We start from the raw sequence: 19,314 nt of genomic DNA on the forward strand, positions 1-19,314 counted from the left end.
TCGGCATAGCGAACCAGCTCCGGATTGGTAAAACTGTCGCCGGAAATGGCAAAGAAAAAGCCAAACACGTCGCCGAAATCATCGTTTACGAAAGGGGCAACCACGCCGGGCGGGAAGAGCCGGGCCGCGTCTCCCACCCGGCGCCGCAGCTCGTCCCATATCTGCGGCAGCTCGCTGGAGTGATAGTTCGAGGCGATGTTGACGGTAATCTGCGACAGCCCGTTGGAGGAGATGGAGCTGACGTTATCCAGGTAGGGCAGCTGCTGCAGGGCATTTTCCAGCGGCAGGGTGACCTCTTCCTCAACCTGCTGGGCCGAGGCGCCGGGATAGTGGGTAATGACCACGGCGGTTTTAATCGTAAACGCCGGATCTTCCAGACGGCCGATATTGAGCAGGGCGAAAATACCGCCCACGCCGAGCAGCAGAATGGTCAGCCAGACGCGGACGGGATTATTGATAAACTGGCGGGATATATCCATTAAAGGCCTCGTTCACGCGTCCAGATTCGAACCGGCTGCTGCGCATGCAGTTCGCTTACGCCAGCTGCCACTACGCGCTCGCCGACGCTGAGCCCGTCGGTAATGACCACCCCCTGGGTTGTCACCTGCCCGACGCTCACTTTGCGATCCTCAAGATGCAGCTGCTCGCCATCGCCTTTAATTACCCACACGTGCGGCTCGTTGCGCTGGTGACTATCGGGATTGAAGACCGCCTCAACCGGCACCACCAGCGCTTCGCGGCCGGCGTTGGCGGGGAGGTTTGCCAGGTTAACCGTCACGGTTCCGCTAACGCCGCCTACCGTCGGGAAATCGGCCGGGCGCGGCATGGTCAGGATCACCTGCCAGGTGAGGCTGCTATTGTCGCTGCTGCCGGAATGCTCTTTGTACTGCGCGGTGAACTGGCGGTCCGGCAGGGAGTTGATTCTGACGATCGGGCGATACTGGGCGTTGCGAATATCAAAGGCGCTAAAGAGGTTTTCCGGGATGCTAAAGACCACGTCGAGCAGATCGGTGCGTGTCAGGGTCACCACGGTTTGCCCGGCGGCGACGACCTGATGATTGCGCACCGGCACGCTGGCCGCTACCCCGCTAAAGGGCGCGTTGAGCGTCATCTGGCCGAGCTCTTCGCGGGCAATTTTCAGCGCGGCGTTAGCCGAGTCGCGGCTGGCGCGCTGAACGTCCATTTCCGCTTTAGAAATAGCCTGACGGCCGGCGAGGGTCTGGAAGCGATCGAACTGCCGCTGCGCAAGCGTAGCGGCGGTTTGTCGTTCATTGACGCGCTGCTGGGCTTCGCGCGCGTTGAGCCGGGCGAGGACCTGCCCTTGCGTCACGTTCGCGCCCTGGCGAACGTCGAGCGATTCAACCTGGCCGCCGCGTTTAAAGGACAGCTCCGTGGAGTCCCCGGACTCGATGCGCGCGGGGAAAATACGCTGCTGTGAATCACCCACCGCGGTCACCTCAGCGGCTTTCACCATCCGCGGCAGCGGCGTAACCTGCGGCGCTTTCTGATCGCAAGCTGTTGTTATTAAAATAACAACAGGAATGAGAGAAAAATAACGGTTCACTGTATTCCCCTCAGAGCTAAAAGATTTATTTTAAATGTTAGTGACAAACGTCGAACTTATTCAGCCAGGGCAGAGACGACGACATAGGTGAATAATCCCGTAGCCGTACAGGCAATTATTGCCAGGGCAATAAACAGGCTCAGGCGAAACAGGCTATAGCCAAACATCGTTCCTCCTTTAGTACTGGTTATAGAGTAAGTAAATTCTTATCTACCTAATTCTTGAGTGGTTTTCAGAAGCGACAGGGCTCCTGATAATGAGCATAGTCGCAGAAAAGCGGAAATGTTAAAAAGAGTAAAAATTGCCCTTATGTCGACGGTTTAGGGTGGTTTGCAGATGAATTGTCTGAGGGCGGCTATCTCCGTGATATTTTTCAATATATTAATTGGTGGCTTAAAAAGGTTAACAGTCCTGTGCTACGTTTAATCATACCGACTTCTATGCCAGTTTTTGTTGCTGAGATTTTTCCTCAACGCGTCTCGTTGGGGAGCTATTCGCGATCTATTCTATTGGTAATAAAAGGATTGTCTGTATGTATAAAAATATTCTGGTCCCGGTTGATGTCTTTGAAATCGGCCTTGCCGACAAAGCGCTATCCCACGCTCAGTTCCTCGCACAAAGCTCTGCCGGGAAAATTCATCTGGTGCACGTAAATCCTCTTTTTTCCCCGGCGCTGACGCGGGGATTTATTTCCGATGCGCGAAAAATGGAGGACTACCTCGTTAAAAATTCTCAGGAAAAACTTGCTGAGCTCGTCAAAAAGTCGGGTCTGGCGGAAGGTGACGTAGAGATTCACGTTCGCAGCGGCAACGTGCGTGACGAAGTCACGAAGCTGGCCGACGAGCTGCAGGCGGATGTGGTGATCGTTGGCTCGCGCAACCCAAATATTCAGACCCACCTGCTGGGTTCCGAGGCGGCCAGTATCGTTCGTTATGCTCACGTTCCGGTTTTTGTTGTGCGTTAGGCGGCCTGATGCTGTTCTGATTTCCGTTACAGGAGTGAGGAGATAACTATGAGTACAGACAAACCGGGCGGCCCGTTCTACAAGCTCTCCGTCGATGAAACCCTGTCCAGCACCAACAGCTCCCCCGAGGGGATTAGCAGCGCGGAAGCGGCATCGCGACTCCAGCAGTTCGGCGAGAACGCGTTACCGCAAAAGCCGGGCAAACCGGCCTGGCTGCGCTTTCTGGCCCACTTCAACGATGTTCTGATTTACGTCCTGCTGGCGGCGGCGCTGCTGACCGCGGTCATGGGCCACTGGGTCGATACCCTGGTGATTCTGGGCGTCGCGGTGATCAACGCCCTGATTGGTCATATTCAGGAAAGTAACGCCGAAAAATCGCTGCAGAGCATTCGCAATATGCTGTCCAGCGAAGCTGTGGTGATCCGCCAGGGCAACCATGAAACGATTCCGACCACCGCGCTGGTGCCGGGCGATATTGTGGTGATCCGTGCGGGCGACCGTATTCCCGCCGACCTGCGGGTTATCGAAGCCCACAACCTGCGCGTGGAGGAGGCGATTCTCACCGGTGAATCAACGGTGGTTGAGAAAAGCACCGAGGCGCTGAGCGGCGAGCTTCCTCTCGGCGACCGCACGAACCTGCTGTTCTCGGGTACCACGGTAAGCTCCGGCGGCGGTAAAGGCCTGGTGGTGGCGACCGGCGGGGATACCGAGCTGGGCCATATCAACCAGATGATGGCGGATATTGAAAAGCACCGCACGCCGCTGCTGGTGCAGATGGACAAGCTCGGGAAAGCCATTTTTATCATCATTCTGGTGATGATGGCCGCGCTGTTTGTCTTCAGCCTGCTGTTCCGCGATATGCCGGTTTCGGAGCTGATGCTCTCGCTGATTAGCCTCGCGGTGGCGTCGGTGCCGGAAGGGCTGCCGGCGATCATCTCGATTATTCTCTCTCTCGGCGTGCAGACCATGGCCCGGCAGAAGGCGATTATCCGCAAGCTGCCGACCGTTGAGACCCTGGGCGCGATGACCGTGATTTGCTCGGATAAAACCGGGACGCTGACTATGAACGAGATGACGGTCAAAGCCGTCATCACCGCGGACACCGTCTATCGGGTCGAAGGCGATAGCTATGAGCCGATCGGTAATATCCATCCGGTAGATGATTCCGGGCCGCTGGTGGTGGCGCCGGGTACGCTGCTCGAGCGCTATCTGCGGACCATTGATTTATGTAACGACAGCCAGCTCATCAAGGATGAAAGCGGATTATGGAAAATTACCGGCGGCCCGACGGAAGGGGCGCTGAAGGTGCTGGCGGCGAAGGTGGCGCTGCCGGCGGTGGCAACCGAGCTGCGGAGCAAAATTCCTTTCGACTCGCAGTATAAATATATGTCGACGCTCTACCGCATCGGCGATGAGGAGATGATTTTAATTACCGGCGCCCCGGACGTGCTGTTCCGGCTCTGCCAGCAGCAGCAGACCGATAGCGGCCTGCAGCCGCTCGATCAGCCGTACTGGGAGGCAAAAATTGAAGAGTACGCGCGGGAAGGGCTGCGCATGGTGGCGGCGGCGTGGAAGCCTGCGGCCAGCGGGCAGACCGAGCTGACCCACCAGGATTTGCAGCAGGGGGTGATTCTTCTCGGCATTGCCGGGATGATGGATCCGCCGCGTCCGGAAGCCATTACGGCGATTGGCGACTGCCTGCAGGCGGGGATCCGCGTGAAGATGATCACCGGCGATCACCCGCAAACGGCGATGAGCATTGGGCAAATGCTGGGCATCGGCAACGCCGGCACGGCCATTACCGGGCGCGAGCTTGAGGTAATGGACGACCAGCAGCTCAGCGAAGCCGCGCAGAAGTTTGATATTTTCGCCCGTACCAGCCCGGAGGATAAATTCCGCCTGGTGCAGGCGCTGCAGAGTAAAAAAGAGGTAGTCGGGATGACCGGCGACGGGGTGAACGATGCGCCGGCGTTGAAGCAGGCCGACGTTGGGATCGCCATGGGCATCAAGGGTACCGAAGTGACCAAGGAGGCGGCCGATATGGTGCTTACCGATGATAACTTCGCCACCATCGCCAGCGCGGTCAGGGAAGGGCGGCGGGTGTACGATAACCTGAAGAAAACCATCCTCTTTATTATGCCGACTAACCTGGCGCAGGGGCTGTTGATTATTATTGCCCTGCTGGCGGGGAATTTAATTCCGCTGACTCCGGTGCTGATCCTGTGGATGAACATGGCGACCTCGGCCACGCTGTCGTTTGGCCTGGCGTTTGAGGCCGGCGAAAAGAACATCATGAAGCGTCCGCCGCGCGATCCTAAGCTGCACGTTATGGACGGTTTCGCTATCTGGAGGGTCATTTTCGTCGGCTCGATGATCGCCGTGAGCGCCTTCGTGCTGGAAGCCTGGCTCCAGCCGCGCGGCTACTCGCCGGAGTTCATTCGTACCGTCCTGCTGCAAACGCTGGTCACCGCCCAGTGGTTCTATATGCTCAACTGTCGCGTCGCCGACGGTTTCTCTCTGAGCAAAGGATTACTGGCCAACAGAGGCATCTGGATCGTCAGCGGCGTTCTGCTGGTGCTGCAGCTGCTGATCATCTACGCGCCGTTTATGCAGATGCTGTTTGGTACCGCCGCGCTGCCGTTCCGCTACTGGGTGATCACCTTCATCATCGGATTTGTGATGTTCCTGATTGTCGAAATCGAAAAACCGCTAACCCGGAAATGGCGTACGTCCTGACGGGCGGAAAGCAGGGTTAAAACGCACCTTTCAACTTAAGGGGGCAGGCCGTTCGGTCGCCCCCTTCCAACGTAGCGTATCGATGAGCATCCGTAGCGCCGGGCTGACCCGGCGGTTCGGGTAGTAGAGATGACAGCCGGGAATGCGGGGGCACCATTCGTCGAGGACGGAAATAAGCCTGCCGCTCGCCAGCTCCTCCGCCACTTCGTGTTCTAAAAGCATCCCTAATCCTGCTCCCGCTCTTACGGTGGCGGAGGCCAGAACGCCATCGTTAACGATCAGCTGACCTTTAATCCGGGGCTTTATTTCGCACCCTGCTTCTTAAATACCCATGGCACTACTTTCCCCGTGCTAACAAGGCGGTAGTTAACACAAATATGCTCTTCCAGATCCTGCGGCGACGCGGGCTGCGCATGTCGCGCAAAATATCCCGGCGTTCCGACCACCAGGGCGCGGATATCCGGCTCAATGCGCACCGCAACCATATCCCGCTCCACCGTTTCACCGAGGCGTATACCGGCATCGAAACCGTTAGCCACGATATCGACGAGGCGATCGTCGACGATGACCTACACCGATATCCCCGGATATTCCAGCAAAAATGCGGGGAGCTTAGGGGCGAGAACGGCGCGCGCGGCGTAGTGAAAAACGCTAAGGCGAATCAGGCCAGAAGGGGTGTCTCGCCCGTGAGCCAGCGTTTCCAGCCCCTCAGCCAGGCTCGCCAGAGCGGGTTCCAGAGTCTGCAACAGCTGCCTCCCGGCGGCCGTGGGCGCTACCGAGCGGGTGGTGCGGGCAAGCAGGACTACGCCAGGCCGCTGTTCCAGTGCGCGCATCGCGTGGCTGAGCGCCGCGTTCTTCTTCCTCGAGCTGACGATCGGACCGATTTGGGCCGTTCCGATGGACATTGCGCCAAAAACGGCGGGCACGGCCAGCGGCATGCTCAATTTCGGCGCGGCGATGGCCACCATCATTTCACCGATTATTTTCGGCCTGATGATCGATATGACCGGTAGCTGGACGCTGCCCTTCGCCGGCGCGATTGGCTTCCTGATCCTCGGGATTATTTTTACTCAATGGATTCGTCCGGACATCACGGTAGAGCATATTGAGCAACAAAAGACGGCTGAGCCACACTCTCTGGCGGGCTGACCTTTAATTCCTACCCTTTATTCCATTTTCATTGGCCATTGACGGGCAAGGGGTCGCCTTTGCCCGCGATAAATTGAGGAGCAACAGACCATGACAAGTGAAATAGCCCGTCAACCCTTCGCCGTGACGGATAAACCGCACATCGTGCTGGCGGTAGGCGATGCCGCGGGAATCGGCCCGGAGATCGTTGTCACGCTGCCCGCGGAGTCTGACTGGCTATCTATTCCACAGTGGCCTGGCCTGCATCGCCACATTACGCCCGCCGAGGTGAGCGAGGCGAACGGCGTATTTATCCTCGAATCGCTGAAAATCGGCGTTGAAATGGTGGCGACGGGCCGGGCCGACGCGCTGTGCTTTGGTCCGCTGAACAAAGGCGCGATGCGTATGGGCGGCATGCGTCAGGAGGACGAAATGCGCTGGCTCTCCAGCGAGCTCAATTACACCGGCGTGTGCGGCGAATTTAACGTGCTGGACAGGCTCTGGACGGCGCGCGTGACGTCGCATATTCCGCTGTCTGCGGTAGCCGGCCAGCTCAGCGCCGGCAAGGTTGCCCAGGCCATTGGCATGCTGACGCAGGCGCTGAAAGACGCCGGCGTGGCGCAGCCGAAAATCGGAGTTTGCGGCTTAAACCCGCATAACGGTGATAACGGCAACTATGGCGATGAAGAGGGCAGAATCATCACGCCCGGTATCGAACTGGCCGCCGCTGAGGGAAATCCCGCTGAAGGACCTTTCCCGGCGGATACGATTTTCCTGCGCGCCAAAGAGGGCCAGTTTGACGGGATTGTTTCGATGTATCACGACCAGGGGCAAATCGCCACCAAGATGATGGGCTTTGATATCGGCGTTACCGTGCAGGGCGGGTTACCGATCCCGGTGACCACGCCGGCGCACGGTACGGCCTACGAAATAGTGGGCAAAGGCGTGGCAAAAACCACGGCGATGGCTAACGCCTTTGACCTGGCCTGCCGGATGGGGATCGGCCATCGGCAGAAGCGCGCTTAGTTCTCCCGCCGCAATACGTTGGCGTATCTCCGGCCGTTGCGCAGATGAGATACGCCGACGATGGTCCGTTGAAGAGGGGCCAGGGCACGGCTAACGGCATGACGGGACAAGCTATCGCGTTGTTTTTTTATCGGGAAGTTATTTACCGCCAGGCCAGAAGATGACGGCGACCGGAGGCGCAAAGATCAGCAGGAAAATCGGCAGCTCTTCGGCAAAGCCGTAGCCCGCCCGGATGATACCGAGGGCCATATTGGCCGACGCCAGGCCGAACCACAGCAGGGCAAACAGCAGCGCAAGCCTGCCGGTTGCCGGTGGGTGAGCCGGCATGAGCCGCCGCGTCAGCAGGCGGAACAGGCTCGCCAGCAGCAGTCCGCTGAGCAGAAATAGCAGGGTGCGCATAGGCAATTTTCCTCAGCTGCAGGTCCTGCTGCCGACCGTAACTTCCGGTCGGCAGCGGATATCACGCCCGGCGATGGGGAGCCAATAAATCCCCTAATCCGATGCGCTGTAAAAACTCTTTGCGGATGCGGTCGGCGACCGCATTGACAACGGCGGCGCCGTCGTCCGACGGATCGACGTGCAGCCGGAACGGGCGTTTCCCGTAGGGCGTATTGACGATATCGACCATGGCGGCGGCGACGTCCGCCACGTCTGCATCCTCCGGCTCGCAGGCGGCCAGCCCTTTCAGCGCCTCTTCGCCCAAACCGGCGGTGGGTCCGGCGCCGGTATATTCGCGCTCGCGATCGGCGTCGGCTGGTTTACCTGAATGCAGGAAGTGGTTGGTGCCGGTGGTAAAGGCTCCCGGCACAATAATCGAGGACTCGATTCCCCAACGCGCCAGCTCCGCAGCGTAGCTGACGGCGACCGCATCCATCGCCGCCTTGGCCGCAAAGTAGGGGGCCAGGTACGGCGGCGTGCCGCCGCGAGTACTCGCGCATGCTGGCGTAGACGATGTGTCCGGAGCGGGCGAATGCGCGGGCTGCCAGCGCGCCGAAGCCGCTGGAGGCGCCGGTAATCAGAATAACCTGTTGCATGATGTGCTCCAGAATAGCGGGCGGCGATGCCGCCCGGGCAATGTTAAAAACTGATGTCGAAATCAGGCGAAGCCGCCGTTAACGCGGATCACCTGAGAGTTGATCCAGCTGCCGTCCGGGCCGGCCAGCGCGGCAACCGCGGCGGCGATTTCGTCCGGCGTGCCGATACGCTCCAGCGGCGCCAGCTTCGCGATGGCGCTGATTTGCTCCTCGCTTTTGCCATTGAAAAACAGCTCGGTGCCGGTGGGGCCCGGCGCCACCGCGTTAACGGTGATATTGCGGCCGCGCAGTTCGTTAGCCAGCACGTGCACCAGACCCTCTACGCCCGCTTTGGAGGCGATGTACGGGCCGTAGGCCGGGAAGGATTTGGCGATCACGCTGGTAGAGAGCGCGATAATCCGCCCGCCGTCGCTTACCGCCTGCGCCGCGTTTGCCAGTACGAGGAAGGCGCCGCGCAGGTTGGTGTGGATGACCTTGTCAAAATCGGCCAGGCCGTCCGGGGTGATTTTTGCCATCGGCATGATCCCGGCGCTGTGCACCACGACGTCCAGCTGACCGGTCACGGCCTTCGCTGCGCTGAACAGGCGGCTGACGTCCTCCTCGCTGGCGACATCGGCCCGTATGGCCACGGCGCTGCCGCCGCCGGCAATAATATTCTGTACGGCTTCTTCCGCGGCTCCGGCGTTTCCGGCGTAGTTAACGATGACGGTAAAACCGTCCTGCGCCAGGCGCTCGGCGATGGCGCGACCGATGCCGCGGGATGCGCCGGTCACGAGGGCTGTTTTGTTGATTTTGTTCATAGTGTTCTCCGGAGGCTGATTGTTTATCCGTGCAGGTACGGGCTGATAGAGATATTAATGTTTTCTTATGAGAGATAAATGGGGGTATTTTGATATGATAATTCCATCAACATTAATAATAGGCCGGATGAGAGGTTTCAAATGGATAAGTTCGACACTTTGCTGCTCTTCACCCGGATCGTCGAGCTGGAAAGCTTCAGCCTGGCGGCGGACAGGCTGGGGATCCCCAGAGCCACCGCCAGCAATGCGATAAAAGCGCTGGAAAAAAAGCTGGAGTGCCGGCTGCTGGAGCGGACAACCCGCCACGTGCGAACCTCTCTGGACGGCAAGGCTTTCTACGAACGCTGCGTGCATATTCTCTCCGAGCTTGACGACGCCGAGTCCTCGCTGCGCCACTCCGTCGCGCGGCCGCGCGGTATTTTGCGCATTGACCTGCACGGCGCCCACGCGACGCGAATTGTCCTGCCGCGTATTGATGAGTTCCACGCCCGCTATCCGGATATCGAACTGGTTATCAGCAGCGGCGATCGGCTGGTCGATTTGGTGCGCGAGGGGATTGATTGCGCCGTTCGTGCGGGAAAACTGCATGATTCATCGCTGATTGCGCGCTATTTGGTCACCATGCCGCAGGTTATCTGCGCCAGCCCGGAGTATCTGCAGCGGCACGGCACGCCGCGTTCACCCAACGATTTGATGTCCCACCAGTGCGTGAATTTTTTCTCTACCAGCCGGGGAACGAACTATCCGCTGGAGCTTATCGTAAATGGCAAGGTGCAGGGCTATCAGCTTAAAGGCTGGATGACGGTCAACGATTCGGAAAACTACGTTATCTGCGCGCTGCGCGGGGCGGGGCTGGTACAGCTTCCCCGCTATCACGTCGCGGATGCTCTGGAGGAGGGGCGGCTGGTGGAGGTGCTTGGCGCATGGCAAAGCCCGGGGATGTCGCTTTCAGCGCTGTACCCGCAGCACCGGCAGCTCTCGCCGCGGGTCAGGGTATTTATCGACTGGCTGAGCGCCCTCTATCAAGCGCGTTTTCCCGAGGCGGGGTAATTATCTCCGGCCATTTACTTTTGAGGATAAAACCGCGCCCTGGCAGCTGCTGCAGGCCGTAGCGGCAGGGCGCATCAGGGTTGTCATCGACCGCGTATTCCCTCTGGCCAACGCTGCCGAGGCTCGCGAATTCGCCGAGACCGCAAAACCGCTGGGCCGCATCGTGATGAAGCCATGAGGCGGGTTTGAGCTGCCTGACGTCAGGCAGGGAAACTGTTAGCATCCCGCTAAAACGAACCATTCATTTTTAGCGATCTTTTGTCATGGTCCTCAGTTTTATTGCTGAAATAAGAATTTTATTATCAACATATCTCATCGGTATTAAATCGGTTAAGACGATAATAATGACATGGTTAATAAATAACGGTAATGACTTTGTCTGTATCGAGTTGATAATAACCGGTGCGCAGGAATCCAGCTGGAAGTGCGGGCGTCAGGGCGTGCGTCAGCTGGATACTGAAGGTTTGATTGCGCGTGTTTATATCGGTAATTATAGCGCTTTCAAAACCGAAAACTTTTCTCACCTGGGGATATAGCGCCTTATAGAGGCTCTCTTTTGCCGAAAACGCGATATGTAATGCAGTGTTATAATCTATTTCACTTTTCGCCAGGCGTTTTCGCTCACTTTCTTGAGCGATCGTTTCGGCTATTTCGTCCAGCGCTTCGGGGTTAAAATTCTCAATATCAATACCGAGCAGGTATCCTTTATTTTGCGGGGCGATAACCGCTATTGCACAGCGTTCTGTATGAGAAATAGAACCAAGCCATCCCTCTGGCCATATGGGCGCCCCTTCCGCTGATTGGGAGACCTGCGCATAAATTTGCCTTTCGTTTAATAGCGTTTGCGCGGCAAGACGCCCGCACAGATATTCGCAGCGACGCTTTACTACCGCGGCGAAGAGCTTTTCTGGAAACGCAATCGAATGCTCCGCGAATAGCTCATCGCGATAGCTGCTTGTTTGAAACGCTATCTCACAAACACCTATTGAGGGTTGGAGAATAAGCTGGCCGGTTTTATGTGAGCGAATGAATTTGCCATCAGGTAGCTTTTTTGTAAACACAAACATGATTAAAATCAGGCCATGGTTGATGCTGGGGATATATTCTATTCAGGCTATACGGAGCCGCGCGTTTTAGCAATTTTATTGTGATTTAAGATATCAGGCGTCGGCTGGGGAAAGCCAGCCTGTTTGCCAGACAGGGCATTTGTCGGGGATGCGGCGAACACTTATCCACGTCATGGCAATGGATATCCGGCGCCTGCAGCGCTGAGCGGGACGGTTTTGAATTTCACAACCTTTCTGAGTCAAGAGCACATATTCGGTGCTGTTATTTGGCCCTTCGCATATTCAAATGTCTTAAGGCATAACTTATAACGCATGACGGCAGACAGTGATTAAAACCAACATATCTCCTCATCGGCAAGGAAATAGCCGAAACCTGTTTTCGGCTATTTACAGGAGATATCACCACCATGAGTTCGCCAGAAGCGCTATTAAAAAGTCTGTTAACCCGGCTGTTAGGTGTGCCCTCAGAGCAGTTGCATGACGAAAGTGACTTAATCTGCCACGGCCTGGATTCGATGCGCACCATGCGTGCGGCCAGTGAACTGCGCCGCGCAGGTATCTCCGTCAGGTTTACCGAGCTGATTGGAAAAAGAACGCTGGCGGAATGGATTGCCGTTGTGCGGGCGGCCAATAGCGTCACCGAGCCCCCAGCCATGCACGTCAACGCGGGCGAAGCCCCTTTTGAACTGGCGGCGATGCAACATGCCTTCTGGATCGGTCGCCAGGAGCAACAGCAATTTGGCGGCGTCTGCGCCCATTTTTATGCCGAGCTTGATGGGACGGAGCTGGAACCTGAGCGTCTTAATCAGGCATTTAAGCAGCTTATCGCCCGCCATCCGATGCTACGGATGCGTATCAATAGCGAAGGGTTACAGCACACCGTCGCGGTTTCAGATTGTCAGCTACAGGTGAATGACTTAACCGACCTCTGCGCAACGGAAGTGGCGCTACGGCTGGAAAAATATCGTCAACGCTACACCCACCAGCGGCTGGATATCGAACAGGGCCAGACGATGATGCTGGCGCTGACGCGGCTGCCCGGACGGCGCAGCCGGCTGCATCTGGATCTCGATATGATCGCAGGTGACGCCGCCAGTTTGCGTATCCTGCTGCGCGAACTGGCCTCGCTCTATGCCCGGCCCGACGCATCCCTTCCTGAGCTAAATTTCAGCTACCAGAGCTATCTCCGGCAAAAGCGTGAAAACCAGCAGTCGCAGTGGCAGGAGGATCGCCGCTGGTGGCAGCAGCAATTAGCCGATTTAGCCGGTCCGCCGGCCTTACCGCTGCGCACCACCAGCGCTGTTCCCCGTACTGAACGCAAACACTTCTGTCTTAATGAAGCTCAAAGTCAGACGCTGTCACAGCTGAGTCAACAGGCCGGGCTGACCGTTCCGGTTGTGTTGGCAACGTTGTTTTCTGAGACGGTTGGTTTATGGAGCGGAGCCGCTCCCTTCGTGCTTAACCTGCCCGTATTTTCCCGCCACTCCGACCATCCTCAGGTCGATCTACTGGTCGGTGATTTTTCCAGCTCGGTGCTGGTGACGATTGAACCTGCCAGCCAGCCTGACTTTATTGCCCAGGCGCGAGGATTCCAGGGAAAGCTGCATCAGGCGATGGCGCATTCGACCTACGGCGGCGTTGAAGTGCTGCGCGATCTGGCCCGCCAGCAAAATGGCGAACAGGTACTGGCTCCGGTGGTTTTCACCAGCGCGCTGGCGCTGGGTGAATTGTATGAACCCCAGGTCAGGCAGACGCTGGGCGACCCGGTTTGGTCAATCTCGCAGGGGCCGCAGGTGTGGCTGGATGCCCAGGCCACAGAGTTTCAGGGGGGGATCCTGCTGAACTGGGATTTCCGCGCCGACCTGTTCTTACCCCAGGCTATTGACGCGATGTTTGACTGGTTCCGTCAGCGCACGCTTGCGCTGCTGGACGATCCCGTCAGCTGGCGGAAACCGCTTGCCACGCCGGTTCCGCTGGTCTCATTCCCTCAGCCCGAAGCGCCTGTCGCATCGGGTATCCCGCTCCATCAGCGCTTTTTCCATCAGGCTCAACGGCGCCCCCGGGCGATTGCGCTGATGTGGGGGGACAAGCAGCAGCTGACCTATGGCGAGCTGGCGCATCAGGCGCTATGCGTTGCCGGATATCTGCAGCAGCAGGGCGTGAAGACAGGAGACTACGTTGCCGTCAGCATGGGGAAGGGCATCGGTCAGGTCATCGCCGTGCTGGGTATTTTGGCCGCCGGCGCAGCCTATGTCCCCTGCGGGATAGACGTACCGTTACAGCGCCGCCGGCAGGTATATCAGACGGCCGACGCGCGCTGGGTCCTGAGCGACGATCGGCCCGATTGTCGGCCGTCATGGCCAGAAGAGGTGGCCGTGGTGCCGCTCAGCGCGGCGCTCGCCAGCCCGCCATTGCCATCTTGCCTGCCGGTTTCGCCTCAGCAGGCCATGTACGCGATCTTCACATCCGGATCGACGGGGACGCCAAAAGGCGTGGCCGTTTCACATGGCGCGGTGGCCAATACCATTGATGCCGTCGACGGCCTGTTCCGCTTCACGCCGGCGGATCGCACCATCTTGCTTTCTGAGCTGGATTTTGACCTGTCGGCTTACGATATCTTCGCCAGCCTGAGCCGTGGGGCGGGTCTGGTGGTGGTCGATGAATTCCAGCGCCGGGATGCCCACGCGTGGGTGGCGTTGTTACAGCGCTGGCAGGTCACGATCGTCAGCTGCGTTCCGGCGCTTTTGGATATGATCCTCACCGCCGCGGCCTACAACCCCCTGCCATCGCTGCGTCTGGTGATGATGGGGGGCGATCGCATCCCGGCGGAGATGGCCTCCCGCTGGTGGTCGCTGACCGGGCAGGCCGCATTTGTCGGGCTGGGCGGGATGACGGAAGCGGCCATCCACTCGACGGTGTTTGTCCTGCAGCCGGATGATACGCGATGGTCAGCGGTGCCTTTCGGGCAGCCGCTGGCAAATATGCATTGCCGTATCGTCGATGACCGCGGTCGCGATTGCCCGGCCTGGGTCGGCGGCGAGCTGTGGGTTAGCGGGCCCGGCCTGGCTCTGGGTTATCTGAAAGATCCCGTCCGTAGCGCGGAAAAGTTTGTTGAGGATGCGGGTCGCCGCTGGTATCGCAGCGGCGACCGGGTTCGCTACTGGCCTGAAGGCATCATCGAGTACATCGGGCGTACCGATCAGCAGGTTAAAATACGCGGCCACCGTATTGAATTGGGTGAGATTGAAACCGCGTTGCTCAGCCATCCCCAGGTGCTTCAGGCAAGCGTTGGCATCGTATCGCCGGCGGCCAGACAGCTGTGCGCCAGCCTGGTGACCCTGCAACCCCTGAGCCATGCCACGCTGCGTAGCTGGCTACAGGCGCAGCTGCCTGCCTATGCCGTGCCGGAACACTATCAGTTCCTCGCAGAGATGCCGCTGACGGCGAACGGTAAGCTGGACCGTCGCGCGCTGCAGCAGCAGGCAGAGCGGCAGCTGGCGAGCGCTGAACGACAATTTCTGCCTCCCGAAGGGGAGATTGAGCAACGGGTCGCCGCCCTATGGCAGCAGCTGCTGCAGGTCGCGCAGGTGGGGCGTGAGGACAATTTCTTCGTGCTGGGTGGCGACAGCCTGATCGCCACGCGCTTAATCGCCAGAATGCACGAGCAAAGCCTTACCGCCCCCCTGGCCGAACTCTTCGCCACGCCAACGCTGGCGGCATTTTGTGGCCACGTCCGACGCCAGCATCAGGTGCCTGACCAGCCGCTTAGCGCCGATGAAGCCAATCGTTATCAACCGTTCCCGCTCAGCGATATCCAGCGTGCCTTCTGGATCGGTCGCTCCGGGGAAATGACGTTGGGGGCGGTAGGGTCGCACTTCTACATTGAATTCGACGGCCAGGACCTGGATGTCGTGCGGCTGGAACAGGCCTGGCGTCAGCTGATGCTGCGTCATGACATGCTGAGGGTTCACGTAACGGAGGAGGGGCAGCAGCAGGTCGCGGAGCAGCTTCCGGCCTGGGAAATTGAGCAGCACTGGTTGAATGAAGATGCACAGGCTGAACTGGCAACACTGCGCGAAACGCTGTCGCATCAGGTTTACGATCCCTGTCGGTGGCCGTTGTTCGCCATCCATGTCGCCCATTATGCGCAGCGCCAGCGTTTATTCGTCAGCCTGGACAGTATGATGCTGGATGGCCGCAGCATCATGGTGCTGTTTACTGAATGGGATCGGCTGTATCGCGATCCCCGCTCCAGCCTGCCGGAACTGGCTATCCGCTACCGCGACTATGTCGTGCAAAATCGGCCCGCTGCGGAGCGCGAGCGGCAGGCGCAGGCGTGGTGGCAGCAGCATCTCTCAACGTTACCGGAACGTCCCGCGCTGCCGCTGGCGGTCGCGCCGGAAACCCTGCAACAGCCGCGTTTTCGCCGCTGGAGTCACGAGCTATCTCCCGACCGCTGGCAGCAGTTAAAGACGGTGGCGAAAAGTTACGGCATTACGCCAAGCGTGGTGCTGGCCGCGGCCTATGGCGAAGTGCTGGCTTGCTGGAGCAACCAGACCGCGCTGGCCATCAACCTGACGATGTTCGATCGTCAGCCGCGCCATCCGCAGATTAACCATGTGATCGGTGATTTCGCCTCAATTCTGCTGCTGGGCTATCAAAGCAGCGCCGGAGGCGATTTCCTCGCCGCGGCCCGTCGCCTGCAGCAGCAGGAAGGGGCGGCCCTGGCGCAACGCGGCGCGTCCGGGATCTGGGTATTGCGCGAACTGGCCCGCCAGAAGGGTCAGACCATGGCCTCAATGCCGGTGGTGTTCACCAGCGTTATCGGGCTGGATAAAGACGCGTCGCTCGATCTTTCGGATGCCTTCCCCCAACAAATCTATGCCATCACGCAAACGCCGCAGGTGTGGCTGGACGCAAAAATCAGCGAGTCGCGCGGGCGTCTGCTGCTGGAGTGGGATGCGCTGGAGGCGTTATTCCCGGCGGGCATGATCGAGGCGATGTTCAGCGGCTACTGTCAGCTGGTGGCGCAGTTAACTCAATCCGACTGGCGCCAGCCGGTGGCGCTACCCTTACCGGAGAGCCAGCAGCAGGTGCGCCGGCTCATCAATCAGACCGCGTTCTCCTTCCCGGATTCGCGACCGCTGTACCTGCGCTTCTTTGCCGAGGCCCGTCAACGTCCGGACGCCGACGCGCTGATCTGGGGCCGGGAAGGGCGGATGGATTACGGCACCCTGGCGCAGCAGGCGCTGGCGGTTGCGGGTTATCTGCAGCAGCAGGGGATACAACCCGGCGACAGAGTCGCCATTACTCATGCCAAAGGTCCCCGGCAAATTGTCGCGGTGCTGGGCGTGCTAGCGGCGGGGGGCTGCTATGTTCCCTCCGGTATCGGTTTACCGCAAGCGCGCCGCGCGGTGGTCTATCGCGATGCCGGGGTAAAGCGGGTGCTGTGCGATGAAAACAGCTTGCATCAGCTCAGCTGGCCGCAGGGCGTAGCGGTAACCAGCCTGAGTGAGGCATTGCGGGCGACCCCCCTGGACGCGCCCCTTGTGCAGCCCGCGGAGGCCGCGAAGTACATTATCTTTACCTCCGGTTCAACCGGTACCCCCAAAGGGGTGGTGGTGAGTCATGGCGCGGTGGCGAACACCGTTGATGCCGTCGCGGCGCGGTTCGGCATCAGCCATAGCGATCGATCCATCACCCTGTCGGCCCTCGATTTCGATCTCTCAGCCTACGACATTTTCACCTTCCTTGGGCGCGGCGCCTCGCTGGTGGTGGTGGACGAGGCGGAGCGCCGTGATGCCGCCGCCTGGGTGGAGTTAATTAACCGCTGGCAGGTCAGCGTCATCAGCGCCGTCCCCGCATTGATCGAGATGATTACCGTGGCGGCTCAGGCGCATGGACTTACTCAGGCGCTGCGTCTGGTGATGGTCGGAGGCGATCGCGTGGTGCGCCAGCTGCCGCAGGATTTATGGCAGCTGTCGCCGCAGGCGCGTTTCGTCTCTCTCGGTGGGATGACCGAGGCGGCGATTCACTCGACGTATTATGAGATCCAGCCTGACGATCCCTGGTGGGCATCGGCGCCGTACGGCGTCCCGCTGGCGAATATGCAGTGCCGGGTGGTGGACCAGCAGGGAGGTGACTGCCCGGACTGGGTCAAAGGCGAGCTGTGGGTCAGCGGGGCCGGCGTGGCGACGGGCTATCACGGTGATGAACAGCGCAGCGCAGAGAAGTTTGTCGCGTGGCAGCAACGCCGCTGGTATCGCACCGGCGACGTCGCCAGCTATCGTCCCAGCGGCGTGCTGGAGTTCTTTGGTCGGGCCGATAATCAGGTCAAGATCCGCGGCCACCGCATCGAATTGGGCGAGGTGGAAGGCGCGATCGGTCGTCTGCCGCAGGTGGAGAGCGCCGTGGCGGTGGTGTTAACCGGAACAACGCGGCAGCTCGCGGCGGCGCTGGTAGCTTCCCGGCCGATCGACCTGGCCGCGGTCAAACACGCCGCGCGGGCCAGCCTGCCGGATTATGAGGTGCCTGAGCATCTGATCCAAATCAGCCAGATTCCGCTTACCGCCAATGGCAAAGTCGATCGTGAAGCAATCAGCCGACAGATTGCCGAGCGGCTGGAACAGGCAGCACATGCCGGTGAGCCACAGCCTATCAGCGGCGAGGCGGAGACCCTGCTGGCGCAGCTGTGGCGTGAGCTGCTGGCGGTGCCGCAGGTTGCCGCGAGCGATAACTTCTTCAGCCTTGGCGGCGACAGCCTGGTGGCAACCCGCCTGATGAGCCGACTACAGCAGGCCGGTTTCCGTGGGGCGCTCTCGTCCCTGTTTAGCACCCCTGAGCTACGCCCGTTTGCTGCCAGCCTGAAACGTGAAGCAACGGCGCAGCAGCCGGTGCTAACGCATGATGCAACCTGCCGCTATCAGCCCTTTCCGCTGACCGATGTACAGCAGGCGTACTGGCTGGGCCGCCAGGAGGCGTTCACGCTCGGTGATATCGCGGCGCAGTGCTACAACGAATATGAACTACCGGGTATGGACGTCGCGCGCATGGAGCAGGCATGGCATCAGCTGGTGCTGCGTCATGACATGCTACGTTGTCGCATCACCGCTGACGGCCAGCAGCAGATTATGCAGGAGGTGCCTTTCTACCACTTCCGTCAGCATCACCCGGGCGCCGCTTCTTTGGATGAACTGCGTCGACAGATGGCGCGACAGAAACTCGCCCCTGACAGCGGGCGTCTCTACGACGTCCAGGTCATCCATTACGGCGATCGCCAGCTGCGGCTGGCCGTGCTGCTCGACAATCTGATTGTCGATGGCCTCAGCATGCTGACGTTGTTCACCGAACTGTTCCATTACTACCAGCACCCTGAGCAGCCTTTGCCGCCGCTCGGCGTGGGGTTCCGCGATTACCAGTGCCTGCGCCAGCAGCAGGGGACCGCCTCTGAATCACGGCAATACTGGCAGCAGCGGCTGGCTTCGTTGCCTGCCGCGCCGGCATTACCGACGCAGGTTGAACCGGAGACGCTGACTCAGCCGCTATTCCACCGCCTGCAGGCCAGGCTGGCAACGCCGCAGTGGCAAAAGATCCTGCAGCGGGCGCGCCAGGCGCAAATCACCCCCTCGGTGCTGCTGTTGACCTGCTTCTCCGAAACGTTGAGCCGCTGGAGCGGGCAGCGCTCGCTGGTGGTTAATATGACGCTGTTTGACCGCAAGCCGCTCCATCCTGACATCAACCGGGTCATCGGCGACTTTACCTCGCTGATACTGGCGGAGTATCACGCCCGGGCGGATGAGAGCTGGCTCAGTCATGCCCAGCGGATGCAGGCGCAAATCTGGCGCGATTTGGATCATCAGGAGGTCTCCGCTGTCAGCGTGATGCGGCAGCTGGCGCAGCATCATGGCGGGGAAACGCGCGCGGTGCCGGTGGTGTTCACCAGCAT

Annotated in this window: 16 protein-coding genes; 7 read left to right on the forward strand and 9 right to left on the reverse strand. The window is 59.5% G+C overall.

What is annotated here, in order from left to right; translation table 11 throughout:
- Both PFH44_RS16065 and PFH44_RS16070 read right to left on the reverse strand, forming a co-directional pair.
- On the reverse strand, positions 1–479 hold a 479-nt coding region (locus PFH44_RS16065), incomplete at its 3' end, for an efflux RND transporter permease subunit (protein WP_283825505.1).
- On the reverse strand, positions 479–1,564 hold the full coding sequence (locus PFH44_RS16070) for an efflux RND transporter periplasmic adaptor subunit (RefSeq protein WP_045859402.1): 1,086 nt from the start codon (positions 1,562–1,564) through the stop codon (positions 479–481). The genes PFH44_RS16070 and PFH44_RS16065, both read right to left, overlap by 1 nt.
- Positions 1,565–2,096: 532 nt before the next feature.
- Between PFH44_RS16070 and PFH44_RS16075 the strand changes: the two genes are divergently transcribed.
- A complete protein-coding gene (locus tag PFH44_RS16075; protein WP_045859401.1) occupies positions 2,097–2,528 on the forward strand; it encodes a universal stress protein in 432 nt (143 codons plus the stop codon).
- Between the two features lie 48 nt (positions 2,529–2,576).
- Positions 2,577–5,264, forward strand: a complete 2,688-nt coding sequence (locus tag PFH44_RS16080; RefSeq protein ID WP_283825506.1) for a cation-transporting P-type ATPase — start codon at positions 2,577–2,579, stop codon at positions 5,262–5,264.
- A gap of 30 nt (positions 5,265–5,294) precedes the next feature.
- On the opposite strand, the gene PFH44_RS16085 is transcribed toward PFH44_RS16080, so the two are convergent.
- The 3 genes from PFH44_RS16085 to PFH44_RS16095 are packed head-to-tail and all read right to left on the reverse strand — an operon-like array spanning position 5,295 to position 6,097.
- A complete protein-coding gene (locus tag PFH44_RS16085; RefSeq protein ID WP_349632126.1) occupies positions 5,295–5,570 on the reverse strand; it encodes a LysR substrate-binding domain-containing protein in 276 nt (91 codons plus the stop codon).
- On the reverse strand, positions 5,567–5,830 hold the full coding sequence (locus PFH44_RS16090) for a LysR substrate-binding domain-containing protein (protein ID WP_349632127.1): 264 nt from the start codon (positions 5,828–5,830) through the stop codon (positions 5,567–5,569). The genes PFH44_RS16085 and PFH44_RS16090 overlap by 4 nt, the downstream gene beginning before the upstream one ends.
- A 3-nt stretch (positions 5,831–5,833) precedes the next feature.
- Positions 5,834–6,097 carry a hypothetical protein gene (locus PFH44_RS16095; RefSeq protein ID WP_367575705.1) on the reverse strand — a complete coding sequence of 88 codons (264 nt, stop codon included), beginning with the start codon at positions 6,095–6,097 and terminating at the stop codon, positions 5,834–5,836.
- On the opposite strand from PFH44_RS16095, the gene PFH44_RS16100 reads away from it, so the two are divergent.
- On the forward strand, positions 6,030–6,413 hold the full coding sequence (locus tag PFH44_RS16100; RefSeq protein ID WP_283825510.1) for an MFS transporter: 384 nt from the start codon (positions 6,030–6,032) through the stop codon (positions 6,411–6,413). The genes PFH44_RS16095 and PFH44_RS16100 overlap by 68 nt on opposite strands.
- A 90-nt stretch (positions 6,414–6,503) precedes the next feature.
- Entirely contained in the window at positions 6,504–7,418 is a 915-nt protein-coding gene (locus tag PFH44_RS16105) for a 4-hydroxythreonine-4-phosphate dehydrogenase PdxA (RefSeq protein WP_283825511.1), read from the forward strand.
- A gap of 138 nt (positions 7,419–7,556) precedes the next feature.
- Here PFH44_RS16105 and PFH44_RS16110 read toward each other — a convergent pair whose 3' ends face one another.
- From PFH44_RS16110 to PFH44_RS16120, 3 genes are all read right to left on the reverse strand, one after another.
- Positions 7,557–7,817 carry a hypothetical protein gene (locus PFH44_RS16110; protein WP_283825512.1) on the reverse strand — a complete coding sequence of 87 codons (261 nt, stop codon included), beginning with the start codon at positions 7,815–7,817 and terminating at the stop codon, positions 7,557–7,559.
- Positions 7,818–7,878: 61 nt separating this feature from the next.
- A complete protein-coding gene (locus PFH44_RS16115; RefSeq protein ID WP_283825513.1) occupies positions 7,879–8,292 on the reverse strand; it encodes a hypothetical protein in 414 nt (137 codons plus the stop codon).
- A gap of 222 nt (positions 8,293–8,514) precedes the next feature.
- On the reverse strand, positions 8,515–9,252 hold the full coding sequence (locus tag PFH44_RS16120; RefSeq protein ID WP_283825514.1) for an SDR family oxidoreductase: 738 nt from the start codon (positions 9,250–9,252) through the stop codon (positions 8,515–8,517).
- Positions 9,253–9,393: 141 nt separating this feature from the next.
- Here PFH44_RS16120 and PFH44_RS16125 point away from each other — a divergent pair, with 141 nt between their 5' ends.
- Positions 9,394–10,302 carry a LysR family transcriptional regulator gene (locus tag PFH44_RS16125; RefSeq protein WP_283825515.1) on the forward strand — a complete coding sequence of 303 codons (909 nt, stop codon included), beginning with the start codon at positions 9,394–9,396 and terminating at the stop codon, positions 10,300–10,302.
- A 49-nt stretch (positions 10,303–10,351) separates the two neighbouring features.
- Positions 10,352–10,480 (forward strand): zinc-binding dehydrogenase, encoded by a 129-nt coding sequence (locus tag PFH44_RS16130; protein WP_264673789.1) that lies wholly within the window; start codon positions 10,352–10,354, stop codon positions 10,478–10,480.
- Positions 10,481–10,655: 175 nt separating this feature from the next.
- Here PFH44_RS16130 and PFH44_RS16135 read toward each other — a convergent pair whose 3' ends face one another.
- A complete protein-coding gene (locus PFH44_RS16135) occupies positions 10,656–11,369 on the reverse strand; it encodes a 4'-phosphopantetheinyl transferase family protein (protein ID WP_283825516.1) in 714 nt (237 codons plus the stop codon).
- Between the two features lie 407 nt (positions 11,370–11,776).
- Here PFH44_RS16135 and PFH44_RS16140 point away from each other — a divergent pair.
- The coding region (locus PFH44_RS16140) for a non-ribosomal peptide synthetase (RefSeq protein ID WP_283825517.1) at positions 11,777–19,314 on the forward strand (7,538 nt) is incomplete at its 3' end.

The organism is Klebsiella sp. Ech2A, from assembly GCF_030078455.1.
Lineage (GTDB): Bacteria > Pseudomonadota > Gammaproteobacteria > Enterobacterales > Enterobacteriaceae > Klebsiella > Klebsiella terrigena.

Excerpts from the sequence above, each read along its gene's own strand:
- PFH44_RS16075 (WP_045859401.1), top strand. The coding sequence starts at position 2,097 with ATGTATAAAAATATTCTGGTCCCGGTTGATGTCTTTGAAATCGGCCTT.
- PFH44_RS16080 (WP_283825506.1), top strand. The coding sequence starts at position 2,577 with ATGAGTACAGACAAACCGGGCGGCCCGTTCTACAAGCTCTCCGTCGAT.
- PFH44_RS16095 (WP_367575705.1), bottom strand. The coding sequence starts at position 6,097 with ATGCGCGCACTGGAACAGCGGCCTGGCGTAGTCCTGCTTGCCCGCACC.
- PFH44_RS16105 (WP_283825511.1), top strand. The coding sequence starts at position 6,504 with ATGACAAGTGAAATAGCCCGTCAACCCTTCGCCGTGACGGATAAACCG.
- PFH44_RS16110 (WP_283825512.1), bottom strand. The coding sequence starts at position 7,817 with ATGCGCACCCTGCTATTTCTGCTCAGCGGACTGCTGCTGGCGAGCCTG.
- PFH44_RS16115 (WP_283825513.1), bottom strand. The coding sequence starts at position 8,292 with ATGGATGCGGTCGCCGTCAGCTACGCTGCGGAGCTGGCGCGTTGGGGA.
- PFH44_RS16120 (WP_283825514.1), bottom strand. The coding sequence starts at position 9,252 with ATGAACAAAATCAACAAAACAGCCCTCGTGACCGGCGCATCCCGCGGC.
- PFH44_RS16125 (WP_283825515.1), top strand. The coding sequence starts at position 9,394 with ATGGATAAGTTCGACACTTTGCTGCTCTTCACCCGGATCGTCGAGCTG.
- PFH44_RS16135 (WP_283825516.1), bottom strand. The coding sequence starts at position 11,369 with ATGTTTGTGTTTACAAAAAAGCTACCTGATGGCAAATTCATTCGCTCA.